The organism is Geodermatophilus obscurus (assembly GCF_900143215.1).
Classification (GTDB): domain Bacteria; phylum Actinomycetota; class Actinomycetes; order Mycobacteriales; family Geodermatophilaceae; genus Geodermatophilus; species Geodermatophilus obscurus_A.
This window is the reverse complement of record NZ_FRDM01000029.1, coordinates 1,207-16,048: the sequence shown is the minus strand read 5'-3', so window position 1 is coordinate 16,048 and position 14,842 is coordinate 1,207. Positions and strand designations below refer to the sequence as shown.

15 protein-coding genes are annotated in these 14,842 nt (G+C 73.4%); 8 read left to right on the top strand and 7 right to left on the bottom strand.

Going from position 1 to position 14,842, the window contains the following annotated elements:
- Positions 1–4 precede the first annotated feature (4 nt).
- From BUB17_RS19435 to BUB17_RS19415, 5 genes are read left to right on the top strand one after another with little or no spacing between them, the layout of a single operon-like run.
- A complete protein-coding gene (locus BUB17_RS19435) occupies positions 5–640 on the top strand; it encodes a TrmH family RNA methyltransferase (protein WP_072920339.1) in 636 nt (211 codons plus the stop codon).
- Positions 641–659: 19 nt separating this feature from the next.
- On the top strand, positions 660–1,652 hold the full coding sequence (locus tag BUB17_RS19430; RefSeq protein WP_072920338.1) for an RNA polymerase subunit sigma-70: 993 nt from the start codon (positions 660–662) through the stop codon (positions 1,650–1,652).
- Between the two features lie 59 nt (positions 1,653–1,711).
- Entirely contained in the window at positions 1,712–2,329 is a 618-nt protein-coding gene (locus tag BUB17_RS19425) for a dihydrofolate reductase family protein (protein ID WP_072920337.1), read from the top strand.
- Positions 2,330–2,373: 44 nt separating this feature from the next.
- Complete coding sequence (locus BUB17_RS19420; protein WP_072920336.1) at positions 2,374–3,150, top strand: polyphosphate kinase 2 family protein; 777 nt, start codon at positions 2,374–2,376, stop codon at positions 3,148–3,150.
- Positions 3,147–4,271, top strand: a complete 1,125-nt coding sequence (locus tag BUB17_RS19415; protein WP_072920335.1) for a GNAT family N-acetyltransferase — start codon at positions 3,147–3,149, stop codon at positions 4,269–4,271. The genes BUB17_RS19420 and BUB17_RS19415 overlap by 4 nt, the downstream gene beginning before the upstream one ends.
- On the opposite strand, the gene BUB17_RS19410 is transcribed toward BUB17_RS19415, so the two are convergent.
- The 5 genes from BUB17_RS19410 to rpsB form a co-directional block, all read right to left on the bottom strand.
- A complete protein-coding gene (locus tag BUB17_RS19410; RefSeq protein WP_175561423.1) occupies positions 4,238–5,278 on the bottom strand; it encodes a phosphatidate cytidylyltransferase in 1,041 nt (346 codons plus the stop codon). The two genes, BUB17_RS19415 and BUB17_RS19410, sit on opposite strands and share 34 nt — an antisense overlap.
- Before the next feature lie 20 nt (positions 5,279–5,298).
- On the bottom strand, positions 5,299–5,856 hold the full coding sequence (frr, locus tag BUB17_RS19405; RefSeq protein WP_072920334.1) for a ribosome recycling factor: 558 nt from the start codon (positions 5,854–5,856) through the stop codon (positions 5,299–5,301).
- 71 nt (positions 5,857–5,927) lie between these two features.
- Positions 5,928–6,713 (bottom strand): UMP kinase, encoded by a 786-nt coding sequence (pyrH, locus tag BUB17_RS19400; protein ID WP_072920333.1) that lies wholly within the window; start codon positions 6,711–6,713, stop codon positions 5,928–5,930.
- A 200-nt stretch (positions 6,714–6,913) separates the two neighbouring features.
- Complete coding sequence (tsf, locus tag BUB17_RS19395; RefSeq protein WP_072920332.1) at positions 6,914–7,729, bottom strand: translation elongation factor Ts; 816 nt, start codon at positions 7,727–7,729, stop codon at positions 6,914–6,916.
- 80 nt (positions 7,730–7,809) lie between these two features.
- Positions 7,810–8,784: a 30S ribosomal protein S2 gene (gene rpsB / locus BUB17_RS19390; RefSeq protein ID WP_072920331.1), complete on the bottom strand. Its 975-nt coding sequence runs from the start codon at positions 8,782–8,784 to the stop codon at positions 7,810–7,812.
- A gap of 303 nt (positions 8,785–9,087) precedes the next feature.
- Between rpsB and BUB17_RS19385 the strand changes: the two genes are divergently transcribed.
- Positions 9,088–9,597: a M23 family metallopeptidase gene (locus tag BUB17_RS19385; RefSeq protein ID WP_072920330.1), complete on the top strand. Its 510-nt coding sequence runs from the start codon at positions 9,088–9,090 to the stop codon at positions 9,595–9,597.
- Between the two features lie 100 nt (positions 9,598–9,697).
- On the opposite strand, the gene whiG is transcribed toward BUB17_RS19385, so the two are convergent.
- Together whiG and BUB17_RS19375 are read right to left on the bottom strand one after the other, a co-directional pair.
- A complete protein-coding gene (gene whiG, locus BUB17_RS19380) occupies positions 9,698–10,498 on the bottom strand; it encodes an RNA polymerase sigma factor WhiG (RefSeq protein WP_072920329.1) in 801 nt (266 codons plus the stop codon).
- 116 nt (positions 10,499–10,614) lie between these two features.
- Positions 10,615–11,550, bottom strand: coding sequence for a tyrosine recombinase XerC (locus BUB17_RS19375; RefSeq protein ID WP_072920328.1), 936 nt, complete (start codon positions 11,548–11,550; stop codon positions 10,615–10,617).
- 418 nt (positions 11,551–11,968) lie between these two features.
- Here BUB17_RS19375 and BUB17_RS19370 point away from each other — a divergent pair, with 418 nt between their 5' ends.
- Positions 11,969–12,388, top strand: coding sequence for a trypco2 family protein (locus BUB17_RS19370; protein ID WP_072920327.1), 420 nt, complete (start codon positions 11,969–11,971; stop codon positions 12,386–12,388).
- A 61-nt stretch (positions 12,389–12,449) separates the two neighbouring features.
- Positions 12,450–14,842 (top strand): trypsin-like peptidase domain-containing protein (locus BUB17_RS26990; protein WP_175561422.1); only part of this gene is annotated, 2,393 nt, incomplete at its 3' end.

Sequence of the window (14,842 nt, the reverse complement as noted above, 5' to 3'; positions counted from 1 at the left end):
CCGGGTGACCCGGGCGGAGACGGACCCCATCCCGCTGGACACCGTCGGGGTGGGCCCCTGGGAGGGGCCGTGGCCCGAGGACCCCCGCTTCGACCCCGAGTTGCTGGCCGCCGGCGACCGGCGCAACGTCGCCGACCGCTACCGCTACTGGACCGTCGAGGCGATCGTCGCCGACCTCGACACCCGCCGGCACCCCTTCCACGTCGCCATCGAGAACTGGCGCCACGACCTCAACATCGGGACGGTCGTGCGCACCGCCAACGCCTTCCTGGCCGCCGAGGTCCACATCGTCGGACGGCGGCGCTGGAACCGCCGGGGTGCGATGGTCACCGACCGCTACCAGCACGTGCGCCACCACCCCGACGTCGCGGCGCTGGTCGCGTGGGCGCGGTCCGACGGGCTGCCCCTGCTCGCCGTCGACAACCTGCCGGGCGCCCGCCCGCTGGAGACCGAGCCGCTCCCCCGCGCCTGCGTGCTGCTGTTCGGCCAGGAGGGCACCGGCCTGTCGGCGGAGGCGCGCGACGCCGCCGACGGCGTCCTGTCGATCGCCCAGTTCGGCTCGACGCGGTCCGTCAACGCCGGGGTCGCGGCGGGCATCGCGATGCACGCCTGGGTCCGGCAGCACGCGGTCCTCGCCTGACCGTGGATCCGGCCTGACCGTGGACACCGACGACGACCTGACCGCCGCCCGGGCCGGGGACGAGGAGGCCTTCGGCCGCCTGGTCACGCGGCACCGCCGTGAGCTGGTCGCGCACTGCTACCGCATGCTCGGCTCCCCGCAGGACGCCGAGGACGCCCTCCAGGAGACGCTGCTCGCCGCCTGGCGCGGCCTGCCCGGTTTCGAGGGACGCAGCTCCCTGCGCACGTGGCTGTACCGGGTGGCGACGTCGGTCTGCCTGCGTCAGGCGCGCCGCCGCCCCCGGCTGCTGTCCCCGGACGCCGGACCACCGCGCACCGACGTCGCCGACCTCGGCGAGCCCGTACCGGGACCGGTCTGGCTGGAGCCGCTCCCCGGGGACCTGGTCGACGACGAGGACCCGGCCACGGCCTACCTGCGCCGGGAGAGCGTGGAGCTGGCCTTCGTCGCCGCCCTGCAGCACCTGCCGGCCACCCAGCGTGCGGTGCTGCTCCTGCGCGAGGTGCTCGGGTACAGCGCGGCCGAGACCGCGGCGCTGCTGGACACCACGCCGGCGTCGGTGAACAGCGCGCTGCAGCGGGCCCGGGCCGCGGTGGCCGCGCGGACGTCACGGTCCAGCCAGCAGGCCGAGCTGGCCGGGCTCGGGGCGGCCGGCACAGCGGCGCTGGTCGACCGGTTCGTCGTCGCGTGGGAGCGGGCCGACGTCCCCGCTCTGCTGGACCTGCTCACCGAGGACGTCCGCTTCACCATGCCGCCGCTTCCGGCCTGGTTCGCCGGCCGGGCCGCCGTCGGCCGCTTCCTCACCGACCGGGTGTTCGCGACGCCCTGGCGGCTCACGCCGGTGCCGGTCAACGCCTCGGTCGGCCTGCTGTGCGAGCAGTACGTCGACGGCGGGTGGCGCCCGGGGTCGGTGACCGTCCTGGGCCTGCGCAGCGGGCAGGTGGGTTGGATCGCCGGGTTCGTCGACCCGGCGCTGCACCGGCTCTTCGGAACGGGATCCGCGGGCGACCGATGAGTCCGGCCGCCGGGGTGTCTCTGTACGGACGACCGGACACCACGACCCGAGGAGATCCCGTGCGCACTGTCGTCGTCAGCACCATCGTGTCCCTGGACGGGTACGTCGCCGGCACCGGCGGCGACATCTCACGCCTGCCCATGGACGGCTCGTTCGACGCCCTCAACCTCGAGCGGCTGCGCGCCGCCGGCACCCTGCTGCTGGGCGCCACCACCTACCGCGGGATGGTGGCGTACTGGCCGGCCGTTGCCGAGGACCCGACGGTGTCCCCGGCGGTGCAGCTCGACCCGTCGGTCGCCGAGCTGCACCGCGAGACGGCGCGGCGCAACGCCGAGCTGCCCAAGGTGGTCGTCTCCGACTCCCTGACCCAGGCCGACACCGGCCCCTGGGCGGACACCACCACGATCGTCCGGCGGGCCGACGCCCACTCGGCCGTGGCCGCGCTGCGCGAGGAGGCCGGCGGGGACGTCCTGGTGTTCGGCAGCCGGACGCTGTGGGGTGACCTGCTCCCCGCCGGCCTGGTCGACGAGCTGTTCCTCCTGGTGGGCCCCGCCCTGCTGGGCGCGGGGCTGCGCGCCTTCCCGGACGGCGTCCCGGCGCAGCTCCGGCTGCGCGACTCGTCCCGGCGCCCCGGCTCGGACAGCGTCCTGCTGCACTACTCCGTCGCGCACGGGTGAGGCGTCCGGGTGCCGGGCGCGGGCAGGTGCGCCAGGCTCCGGGCATGAGCCGTCTCGCCGAGGTCGACCTGTCCGTCCGACTGTCGAAGAAGGAGGCCAAGGAGCAGCTGGCGCAGGCCCAGGAGCGGCTGGTGCACCTGCGCCTGCTGCTCGGCGGTCAGATCGGCTCCGGTGAGCTGGGCCCGCCACTGTGCGTGCTCTTCGAGGGCTGGGACGCGTCGGGCAAGGGCGGGGCGATCAAGCGGCTGGTCGAGCAGCTCGACCCCCGGCACGTGCGGGTCGCCCAGTTCGCCGCCCCCACCTACGACGAGAAGCGGCACCACTTCCTGTGGCGGTTCTGGCCGGTGCTGCCCGGCTGGGGCGGCATGGCCGTGCTCGACCGCACCTGGTACGGCCGGGTGCTGGTCGAGCGGGTCGAGGGCTTCGCCACCGAGGAGCAGTGGCAGCGGGCCTACAGCGAGATCGTCGACCTGGAGACGACGCTGGCGGCCGAGGGCACGGTGCTGGTGAAGTTCTGGATGCACGTCTCCCCCGAGGAGCAGCTGCGTCGCTTCGAGTCCCGCCGCGACGACCCCTACCGCGCGTGGAAGCTCACCGACGAGGACTGGCGCAACCGCGAGAAGCGCCCGGCCTACGAGGACGCCGTCGAGGAGATGCTCGAGCGCACCGACACCCCCGCCGGCCGGTGGCACGTCGTGGCCGCCGACGACAAGCGGTCGGCGCGGGTGGCCGTGGTGCGCACCGTGTGCGAGGCGGTCGAGGCGGCGCTCCGGGCCCGCGGCATCGACCCCGACCCGGCCCTGCCGGCAGCCGCCGCATGACGGTGCTGGTCCACCTGGTCGAGCCCGCGGCCTGGCGCGCGGCGCTCGACACCGGGGCGCTGCGCCCGCCGTCCCTGGCCCACCAGGGGTTCGTGCACCTGTCCACCCCCGAGCAGGTCCACCTCCCGGCCGGCCGGCTGTTCCCCGGACGGCGGGACCTGGTGCTGCTCGTCGTCGACCCCGCGCGACTCCCCGATCCGGTGCGCTGGGCCCCCGGCGTGCCCGGCGACCCACCCGACGTGCGCTTCCCGCACCTGCACGGCCCGCTGCCGACGAGCGCCGTCGTCGCCGTGGTCCCCTACCGGCCGCCCGCCGCGCCGCTGCTCCCCCGGCCGGACGACGCCCTGGCCCGCGCCCTGGCGCTGCACCGGTCGGTGCGGGTGCGGCGCGCCGCCGAGGTGCGCGACGTCCCCGGCGGCGTGGCCGTGCTGGACCCGCACTTCCGGTACTCGCGCGACGACAACCGGCTGGTGCTCACGGAACCGGTGGACGCCTGCACCGTCGCGGCGACCGCGGCCGCGGTCGCCGCCGACGCGGGCTGGCCGCACCTCGCTGCCACGCTGGCCTGGTCGGGTGCGGACGACGTGGCGCGTGAGCTCACCGGGCGCGGCTGGCGGGCCGAGCAACTCGTGGTCATGGCCCGCCCGGCCACGCCGCCGCCCCCGGGACGCCGCGCGGAGGCCGTCGACCAGCGCGAGGTGCACGACCTGTGGGAGCGCTCGTGGCGGCGCGATCTGTCGGCCTGGGAGGCCGACCTGGACGAGGTGGTGGCGCAGCTGGTCGGCCGGGAGCACCGCAACGACCGGGTGGTGGCGGTCACCGACCTCGCCGTCCGGGAGGGCGGCCGGGTGGTGTCAGCGGGTCAGCTGCGCGTCGACGGCGCGACCGCCGCGTTCGAGTCGCTGATCACCGACCCGGCCGCGCGGGGACGCGGCCACGGGGACGCCGTCCTGGCGGCCGCGCTGGACCTCGCCGCGGACGCCGGTCGTGGCCTCGTGGTGCTGGAGGCCGACGCCACCGACTGGCCCCGGCACTGGTACGCCCGGCGCGGCTTCGTCCCGGTGGGCGCCACCTGGGAGGTCTCGGCTCAGGCGGGCGCCACCATCGAGAGCAGCAGGTAGGCCACCGCGGCCGAGGGCAGCAGCGAGTCCAGCCGGTCCATGATCCCGCCGTGGCCGGGCAGCAGGTTGCCCATGTCCTTGATGCCGAGATCGCGCTTGATCAGCGACTCGCCGAGGTCGCCGGCGGTCGCGCTGATCGCGAGGGCGACGCCGAACAGCACCCCACCCCACCACGGCCCGCCGAGGGCGAGGGTCACGATCGGGGTGGCGACCAGCACGCAGCCGAGGACGGAGCCGGCCATCCCCTCCCACGACTTCTTGGGGCTGACCGAGGGCGCCATGGGGTGCTTGCCGAAGAGCACCCCGGCGGCGAAGCCGCCGACGTCGTTGCCGACGACCGTCGCGATGAAGGCGAGCACCCGGGCCGCGCCGTCGTCGGGGACCAGCAGCAGCACGCAGAACCCCGCGAGCAACGGCACGTACAGCGCCACCAGGACGCCGGCCGAGGCGTCCCGCAGGTAGCCGTCCGGGCCGTCGGCCAGCCGCCACAGCAGGACGGCGAGCACGGTGAGCAGGAACCCCACCACCAGCCCCGATGCGCCGCGGGTCCAGGCCAGGGCCAGCATCGCGACGGCGCCGGCGAGCACGGGCACCAGCGGGGCGCGCACCTCCCCGGCCCGCAGCGCCCGGGTCAGCTCGACGACGCCGACGAGGATGGCGGCCAGCAGGACCAGCAGGAACGCCGGCCGGTAGACCAGCAGCGAGACCAGGATGACCGCGCCGAGGCCCGCGCCGACCCCGATCGCCGCCACCATGTCCCGTCCGGCCCGCCCCGGCTTCTTCGCCGGCGGGTGCACCAGGTCCGGACCCACGGACTCGGTCGTCGACGTGGGGACCTCGACCTGCGCCGTTCCCGGCTCGCGCGGCGACGGCTCGGGGGTCGCCGGCTGCTGCGCGGGCAGCGGCGCCGTCCGCAGCTCGGTCCGCGTCCGCGGCGGGGGCTGCGGAGGCGGTGCCGGGCGCCGGCCGACCAGCGGGATCGGCCCGGTGTCGGGGTCGGGGGTCATGTCGGGAGGGTCCGGTCGGGTCAGACCTCGAGCAGCTCGGACTCCTTGTTCTTGACCGCCTCGTCGATGCCGTGCGTGTGCTTGGCGGTCAGGTCGTCGAGCTCCTTCTCCGCGCGGCGCACGTCGTCCTCGCCGGCTTCGCCGTCCTTGGCGATGCGGTCGAGCTCCTCCTTGGCGCGGCGACGCACGTTGCGGATGGCGACCTTGGCGTCCTCACCCTTGGCGCGGGCCTGCTTGACCAGGTCGCGGCGGCGCTCCTCGGTCAGCTGGGGGAACACCACGCGGATGATCTGGCCGTCGTTGGTGGGGTTGACGCCGAGGTCGCTGTCGCGGATGGCCTTCTCGATGGCCGACAGCTGGCCGGTGTCGTAGGGCTTGATCACCGCCATGCGCGCCTCGGGCACGGTGATCGACGACATCTGCGGCACCGGCGTCGGGGCGCCGTAGTAGTCGACCAGGACCTTGTTGAACATCGACGGCGCGGCGCGCCCGGTGCGCACCGAGCCGAGGTCCTCGCGCGCGACCGACAGGGCCTTGTCCATCCGCTCCTCGGCGTCGAGCAGGGTGTCGTCGATCACGGGTCTCTCCTCCTGGTGCGGCGGAGCGCTCCGCCGCGGGTGCGGGTCTGCGGACTGGGCGACGGCGGCGCTCAGGCCGGGTCGCTGATCAGCGTGCCGATCCTCTCACCTGCCACGGCGCGGGCGATGTTCCCGGGCTCCAGCAGGTTGAACACGACGATCGGCATGCTGTTGTCCATGCACAGGCTGATGGCCGTCGCGTCGGCGACCTTCAGCTGCTTGGCCAGCACGGTGGCGTAGTCCAGGTCCTCGTACATCACGGCGTCGGAGTTGGTGCGGGGGTCGTCGTCGTAGACGCCGTCCACACCGTTCTTGGCCATCAGCAGCACCTGGCAGCCGATCTCCAGGGCGCGCTGGGCGGCCACCGTGTCGGTGGAGAAGTACGGCATGCCGGCGCCGGCGCCGAAGATGACCAGTCGGCCCTTCTGCAGGTGCCGCACGGCCTTGCGCGGGATGTAGGGCTCGGCGACCTGACCCATCTCGATCGCCGTCTGCACGCGCGTCTCCAGGCCCACCTGCTCGCAGAAGGCCTGCAGCGCCAGGCAGTTCATGACCGTGCCCAGCATGCCCATGTAGTCGGCGTGCCGGCGGTCCATCCCGGCCTGGGACAGCTCGGCGCCGCGGAAGAAGTTGCCGCCACCGACCACCACCGCGACCTGGGTGCCGCCGTGCACGACCCCGGCCAGCTGGGTGGCGATGTCCTGCACGATCCCCGAGTCGACACCGACCTTGCCGCCGCCGAAGGCCTCTCCGGACAGCTTGAGCAGGACCCGCTTGTAGCCCGCGCCGTCGGCGGGCTGGAACGCGGTGGGTGCGGACAGGGGCGCGGTGTGGTGCGGCGCGGCGGTGTCGGTCAACGGTCTTCCCTCGCTCGGCGTCGTTCCCCTGATCCTGCCGCACGGGGTGTGCGGCAGCTCGCGGGCAGGGTCTCCCGCACCGCTGCCCGGACACGCCACCGGCCCCGTCCCAGGATCGGGACGGGGCCGGTGAGGTGATGGAACGGCCTCCCTGCAGGGGCCCGCCGCGAGCCGGGGGCGGTGGGGGCAGGGAGGTCCTGCTAGGCCTGGCCGACCTCGAAGCGGGCGAACCGCTCCACGGTCAGACCGGCCTCGTCGACGATCTGCTTGACCGTGCGCTTGGGCTCGGTGATCGACGGCTGCTCGAGTAGGACGAAGTCCTTGTAGTAGGCGTTGACCCGACCCTCGACGATCTTGGTGATCGCCTGCTCGGGCTTGCCCTCCTCCTTGGCGGTCTGCTCGGCCACGCGGCGCTCGGTCTCGACCGCCTCGGCCGGGACCTCCTCGCGGGACAGGTAGCGCGGGCGGGCCGCGGCGATGTGCATCGCCAGGCTGCGCGCGGCCTCCTCGCTGCCGCCGCTGTACTGCACCGCGACACCGATCGCCGGGGGGAGGTCGGTGGCCCGCTTGTGCAGGTACGTGGCGGTCTGGCCGTCGAAGACCGCGAACCGGCTGAGCACCAGCTTCTCGCCGATGCGGGCCGACTCGCCCTCGACCAGCGCGGCGACGGTCTGGCCGTCGACCTCGGTGCCGAGCAGCGCGTCGACGTCGGCCGGCTGCTGCGCGAGGACGACGTCGAGCAGGCGCTCGGCCAGCTTGACGAAGTCCGCGTTCTTGGCGACGAAGTCGGTCTCGCAGTCCAGCTCGAGCAGCGCGCCGCCCTTGCTGACGACGACGCCGTTGGTCGTCGAGCGCTCCAGGCGCTTGCCGACGTCCTTGGCGCCCTTGACTCGCAGCAGCTCGACGGCCTTGTCGTAGTCGCCGTCGGCCTCGGTGAGCGCCTTCTTGCAGTCCATCATGCCGGCGCCGGTGGCGTCGCGGAGACGCTTGACGTCGGCCGCGGTGAAGTCAGCCATGCCTCGTTCCTTCTGTGTCAGTGCGGCCCCGCTGCAGGGTCCCGCCGCGAGCTCGCGAGTGGTGGGGGGCAGCGGGGTCCTTACGCGTTCTGGGCGCCCTGGGTGCCGGTGTCCGTGCTGCCGGTGGCGGGGACACCCTCGACCGGGGCGATCTCGCCGGCGGTCACGGCCGGAGGCTGGGCCGGGGTCTCCGGCAGCGGGGTCGCCCCGGCGTCGGGAGCGGCCTCCGGAGCGGCCTCCGGAGCGGCCTCCGGAGCGGCATCGCCCTGCTGGCCGGTGAGCAGCTCGCGCTCCCAGTCGGCCAGCGGCTCGTCGCCGCCGATGGCCGGCTGGCCGCCGTCCTCACGGCCGGCGTTGGCCTGCGAGGCCGACCGGGCCATGAGGCCCTCGGCCACGGCGTCGGCGATGACGCGGGTCAGCAGCGCGGCGCTGCGGATGGCGTCGTCGTTGCCGGGGATCTTGTAGTCGACCTCGTCGGGGTCGCAGTTGGTGTCGAGGATCGCGACGACCGGGATGTTCAGCTTGCGCGCCTCACCGACGGCGATGTGCTCCTTCTTGGTGTCCACGATCCAGACGGCGCTGGGCACCTTCTGCATGTCGCGGATACCGCCGAGGCTGCGCTCCAGCTTGGCCTTCTCGCGGGTCAGGCCGAGCTGCTCCTTCTTGGACAGGCTGACCAGCACGCCGGTCTGCTCCATGTCCTCGAGCTCCTTGAGCCGCTGGAGCCTCTTGTGCACGGTCTGGAAGTTGGTGAGCATGCCGCCCAGCCAGCGCTGGTTGACGTAGGGCATGCCGACCCGCTGCGCCTGCTCGGCGATGACCTCCTGCGCCTGGCGCTTGGTACCGACGAACAGGATCGAACCGCCGTGCGCGACCGTCTGCTTGACGAACTCGTAGGCGTTGTCGATGTACCCGAGCGTCTGCTGCAGGTCGATGATGTAGATGCCGTTGCGCTCGGTGAAGATGAACCGCTTCATCTTCGGGTTCCAGCGACGGGTCTGGTGCCCGAAGTGGACGCCGCTGTCGAGCAGCTGCTTCATGCTGACGACTGCCATGGCCGCAGCCTCTCTGTCTGCGCGCGCGGCCGCGGGGCCGCACGCTCCTCGGTTGTCGCGGGCACCGGCTGGTGCTCGCCCTGGCGTCCGGGCCGCCACGACCCCGCGGTGGACCGCGGAGACCGGGGTGGCGACCGTCCCGCTGCTGCCAGCGGGCGAGAGGACGCGCGAAGTCGACCCGTCGCAGACGGGTCGCGCCACCGAGCATACGCCCCGGTTCGAAGGGCCCTCCCCGGCGGCCGGGCCGTCCACAGGCCGCGGGGCTGGACCCGGTGGACCGCCCTGCGGACGCAGGCTCTCCCCGTGCGCCGACGGGTCCTCGCTCCCCTGCTGCTCCTGGTGGCTTCGCTGGTCTCCGCGGGTGCGCCCGCCGTCGCCGCGCCCGCCCCGCCGGCCGACGTCCGGGCCGGCCCGTGGGCCCGACCCGTGGACGGCGCGGTGACCCGCTCCTTCGACCCGCCGCCGGAGAGGTTCCGCGCCGGGCACCGCGGCGCGGACCTCGCCGGGGCGCCGGGGACACCGGTCCTGGCCGCCGGGGACGGCGTCGTCGTCTTCGCCGGGATGGTGGCCGGGCGGCCGGTGGTCAGCGTCGACCACGCCGGCGGCCTGCGGACGACGTACGAGCCGGTCGACGCGGTGGTGGGCGCAGGTCAGCCGGTCGCTCGTGGCGCGGCGCTGGGGACGCTGGCCGGAGGCCACGCCGGCTGCCCGGTCGCGGCCTGCCTGCACTGGGGCCTGCGCCGCGGCGAGGTCTACCTCGACCCGCTGTCGCTGCTGGAGCCGCCGGAGGTCCGGCTGCTGCCGATGGGCTGACGACGGACCGGCGGACCTGGTGGGCGGGGAGTCGCGGTGTGGTCCTCGAGGCGCTCCCGACCGGCGAGCGGGGCGCCTGCCCGGCCGCTCCAGGCACAGCTCAGGCGATGTCGGCGAGCTTCGTGCGCAGGTGCAGCACGGCCTTGGTGTGCAGCTGGCAGATGCGGCTCTCGGTGACGCCGAGGACGCGACCGATGTCGGCCAGCGTCAGGCCCTCGAAGTAGTAGAGGCTGACGACGACCTTCTCCCGCTCGGGCAGCTGCTCCACCGCGCGCGCCAGCAGCTGCCGGGCCTCGCTGTGCTCGGCCATGGCCTGCGGGTCCAGCGCGCTGGTGTCCTGCAGCGTGTCGACCAGGCGCGGGGCGCCGCCCTCGTCGTCGGAGAGCAGCTCGTCGAGGGCGACGACGTTGACCAAGGAGAGCTGGCCGAGGAACTTGCGGACGTCCTCGACGTCCATGTCCATCTCGGCGGCGACCTCCTCCTCGGTGGGGCTGCGCTGCAGCCGGCTCTCCAGCGCCGCCACGGTGCGCTCGAACTGCCGGGCCCTCATCCGCACCGACCGCGGGATCCAGTCGGTGCTGCGCAGCTCGTCGATGATCGCGCCGCGGATCCGGGCCATCGCATAGCTCTCGAACTTGACCTCGCGCGAGGGCTGGTAGCGGGTGATCGCGTCGATGAGGCCGAAGGTGCCGTAGGAGACCAGGTCGGCCTGCTCGACGTGCGCGGGCAGGCCGCTGCCGACGCGACCGGCGACGAACTTCACCAGCGGCGCGTAGTGCAGGATCAGCCGGTCGCGGAGCTCCGGCGCCCGGCCGGACACGTAGGTGGCCCACAGCTCGGCCAGCGCGGCGTCGGCGTCGTCCGGGGTCTCGTCGAGCCGGTCGATGGCGGCCTCGGTCACTGTCTGCGCTCCCGACTGTTGGAGGCCTCTGGCGGAGCACCTCGGGGTGGGCACGGTGGTGGTGCGCGATCCGACGGCGCCCAGGGCAACTGTCTCATCCACGGGCGGCGGTCCTCTCAGGCGCGCGGGTGCGCCTGCGCGTGGACGGCGCGCAGCCGCTCGACGGTGACGTGCGTGTAGATCTGGGTGGTCGCGAGGCTCGCGTGCCCGAGCAGCTCCTGCACCGAGCGCAGGTCCGCGCCGCCCTCGAGCACGTGGGTGGCCGCGGAGTGCCGCAGGCCGTGCGGGCCGATGTCGGGGGCACCGGGCGCGGCGGCCACGGCTGCGTGGACGGTGCGGCGGACCTCACGGGCGTCCAGCCGCCCACCGCGCGCACCGAGCAGCAGCGCGGGGCCCGAGCGTTCCGTGGCCAGCGCCGGCCGGCCGCGGGTGAGCCAGGCGTCCAGCGCCCGTTCGGCCGGGGCGCCGTAGGGGACGCTGCGCTCCTTGCGGCCCTTGCCGAGCACGCGCAGCAGGCGGCGGCCGCGGTCGACGTCGTCCACGTCCAGGCCGACCAGCTCGCTGACCCGGATCCCGCTGGCGTAGAGCAGCTCGAGCACCACCGCGTCGCGCAGGCCGACCGGCTCCTCGGCGCCGGCCGCCGACTCGACGACCACCCGGGCCTGGTCGGGGGCGAGCACGTCGGGCAGCGTGCGCTGCGCCTTGGGGCTGACCAGCCGCAGGCCGACGTCCTCGGGGGTGAGGCCGGCCCGGCGCAGCCAGCCGGTGAACGACCGGGCGGCGGCGGCGCGCCGGGCGGTGGTCGCCCGGCCGGCACCGCGGGTGCGGCCCTGGGCCAGCCAGCTGCGCAGCGTCGCCAGGTCCAGGTCGTCGACCCGGGTGCCGCCGCGGCGGACCAGGTGGTCCAGCAACCAGACCGCGTCGCCGACGTAACCGCGGACGGTGTGCTGGGAGAGGTCCCGCTGGGTGCGCAGGTGCTCCTCGTACCCGGCCAGTGCCTCCGCCAGCGCCGGTGGCAGCACGGCGCGAGCGTCGGCGGTGCGAGCAGTCACCGTGAAACGGTCGGTCGCACCCTGCCGGGGGTCAAGCCGAAGCGCCGACCGCGCCTCCTCCCGCCGCCTCCTCCCCTGCCGTCACCCCCGGTCCGCTCCGGCGGCCGGCTTCGGCGCCGGGGTCAGCCGCCACCCGGCCTCGGTCCGCTCGACCAGGTCGGCGAGCTCCAGCGCGGGCAGCACCCGCAGCACGTCCAGCACATTGCAGCCGGCTGCCGGAGGCCCAAGTCGTGGGGACGCTGGGTCCCCCATGACCCGTACCCAGGCCGTCGCCTGTTGTCCGGAACGGCAAGGCCTCGCCGCCGGTTGGCAACGCATAAAGCACTGTGCGCGGTGACGGTGTGACTCTAGGGTGCTGCCACGGCGTGGTGAGCGGGCGTTGTGTCCGCCTGGACCGCGGGGGGACCGGGGAGGCGCGGTGTTCGGCGATAGGGCTCAGCAGCAGGCGGCCGAGGACTCCGTTCAGTCAGCGGACGGGGCGGGGGTGGAGCTGGCCGCGGCGATCGAGGCGTTGCGCTCAGCGCTGGTCCGCGCGGCCTACGACGGGGTCAATCAGCGGGTTCGGTTTCAGCTGGAGCCGGTGGAGCTGACCGTGCACGTCGGGGTGACCCGGACCGGGAAGGGCTCGGCCGGGATCAAGTGGCATCTGCTCTCCCTCGGCGGCGAGCGGTCGAAGGAGAACGCGACTACGCAGACGCTCACCTTGCGGCTGACCCCGGTGCTGCACGACGACCACGGCCGGCCGCTGCCGGAGTCCGAGCAGCTGATCAGCGATGCTGACGACGAGCCAGGACCGGCCGACGGCTCGTCCACGCCATTTACCGGGGAGCCAGAGTAGCGGCGTCCGGCGCGGTACTTACAGCTCGGCGCAGCAGCGGACGATTGGGCACGGGATCGCAGTGAGCGTCGATACCCGGCGGGTAGTCCTCGTGCGGTACCAGCAGGCGCCACCGAGCGACGACGAAGTGCGGGAGTTCGTCGGGTCCGGGCTGCTGGTCGACGCCCGCACGGTGCTGACCGCCGACCACGTCGCGCAGGGCTTCGGGCACCGCTGTTCCGGGCCGGGCTGGGACCTGCCGGTTGTCCGGGTAGTACGCACCGCGGAGTCGCGGGTGGACCTAGCGGTCCTCGAGCTCGCCGACTCGGTGGCCGGGGTGGAGCCGCTGAGCTTCGCCCGGCTGGACCGAAGCCGTGTCGCCGAGGTCGCTGACTGCGTGGCAGTCGGCTTCCCGCGCTGGAAGAAGACCGACGTCCGCTACACCGCCCAAGTCACCGGGACCGTTCCGACCGGGGAAAACCTCACTGCACACACCGACGCCCGCTCCGCCGAGCGCTACGGGTTGCTGACCTTAATCGGCGACCGTGCCCCGGGCGCCCCGGCCATCCCCACTGGGTTGAACGTGCTGGCCGACCGGCCCGGTTCGATGTGGGGCGGGATGTCAGGTGCGGCGGTCGTTGCCGGCGGCCTGGTCCTCGGCGTGGTTCGCGCGCACAACTTCGCCGAGGGCGGCGCCTCACTCAGCGTCACACCGATTACCGCCATCGATGACCTGCCCTCGGCGGTCGCATCCGCGCTGTGGACCGCCCTAGGCGTCACTCACCCCGCGACCCTCCCCACGCTCCCCCCTTTCGCCGAAGGCGAAGCGGCTGATGGGGCGGTGGTCGTGCGGGTCCCCCGCCGCATCGTCGAACTACGCGGCCGCGCCGCCCGCCCAGACTTCACCGGCCGCGACACCGAACTGGCGCGCATGCACACCCTGCTCACGGCAGAGCCGCCCACGCCGCTGGTGCTGACCGGGCTCGGGGGGGTCGGCAAGAGCCAGCTCGCTGTCGAGTACGCCACCCGCCACGGGCGTGAGCTGAACCTGGTTTGGACCGTGCGTGGGGACAATCCCGCTGTCCTCGCCGCCGACCTCGCTCAGCTCGCCACCGAACTCGACCTCCACGAGGCCGATATCCGCGACATCGACGTGAAGCTCGGAGCGGTCCGCCGCTGGTTGACCACCAATCCCGGATGGCTCCTACTAATTGACAACGTCGACAACTCGGCCAGCAAGCGCGAAACTCGCCGCCTACTCCCCGCCGCCTTCCGCGGCCGGATCCTTGTCACCAGCCGGCTCACCCGCTGGCCAGCCCACTACCGGCGCCTATTTCTTGCGCCACTGAACAAAGAGGATTCCGCCACCTACTTGCTCACCAGTGGGCAGCACTCTCGAACCAATCGCCTAGCCGCAGTCGAGCCCGTCCACGGCGTGGCGGCCGGAGCCGGGCATGAAGACATCGGCGAGCAGGCCGCGGCTCAGGGGGTCGCGGACAAGCTGGGCGGTCTACCGCTCGCGCTCGCGCAAGCGGCCGCCTACTGCGCCACCCGCGCCGTAACTCTCCGTCGCTACTCCCAACTGCTGGACGACGCCCGCCACTCCGCCCGCCTCCTCGCCGCAGCCGCCGATGACGATGACGAAGACACCGAGACCGTCGCCACCACCTGGGCCATTACCATCGACCAAGTCCGCCGGGACAATCCCACTGCCGGCGTCCTCCTCGACCTCCTAGCCTACTTCGCACCCGACGCCATTCCTAGGTTTTTGTTTCTTACCGACGAGGCGGAGTCCAACTCCGCCCAACACGAAGACAACCCGCTCAGCGCGGAAACGGAGCGACCGGAGCACGCGAGGAGTCTAGGGGACCCCCTCGCATTACTAGAGGGCTTGGACGACTTCGACATCGACGAGGCACTCGCCGTGCTGCACAGCTACAGCCTTGCCCAGCTCACCCCCCAGACGATCACCCTGCACCGACTCGTTCAGACCGTCGTCCGCGCCAGCCACAACCCCACTGACCGCGATGCCCTAGTTAGAGCGGCCGCCAGTGTCGTCGAGGAAGCCCTGCCAAATCTGAGCCACGACCATTGGCCCGTGTACCAGGGATTGCTTCCACATGCACTGGCGACAGCAAAACATGTTGCCGCGGTGCCCAACGACACCACCACAGCGCATAACCTGCTCGCGCTGGCTGGGGCCTATCAAAGGGACAGTGGGCAATTTGGTGCTGCTCAGGGAACCCACCGCCGTCTGTTGGCAATCATCGAAGCATTACCCCAGCCCAAGCCCGATCGCCTCATTGAAGGCCTCAACATCCTGGCCACCACACTGATGGCGAGCGGGCAGCCCGGGGGTGCCCACCCCCTCGCGCACCGCGCCCTGGCCATCGCCGAACGCGACTTCGGCGCCGACCACCCCGAGGCTCTGCTGCCGTTGAGCAACCTGGGTGCGGTATTGAGTCAACTTGGCCG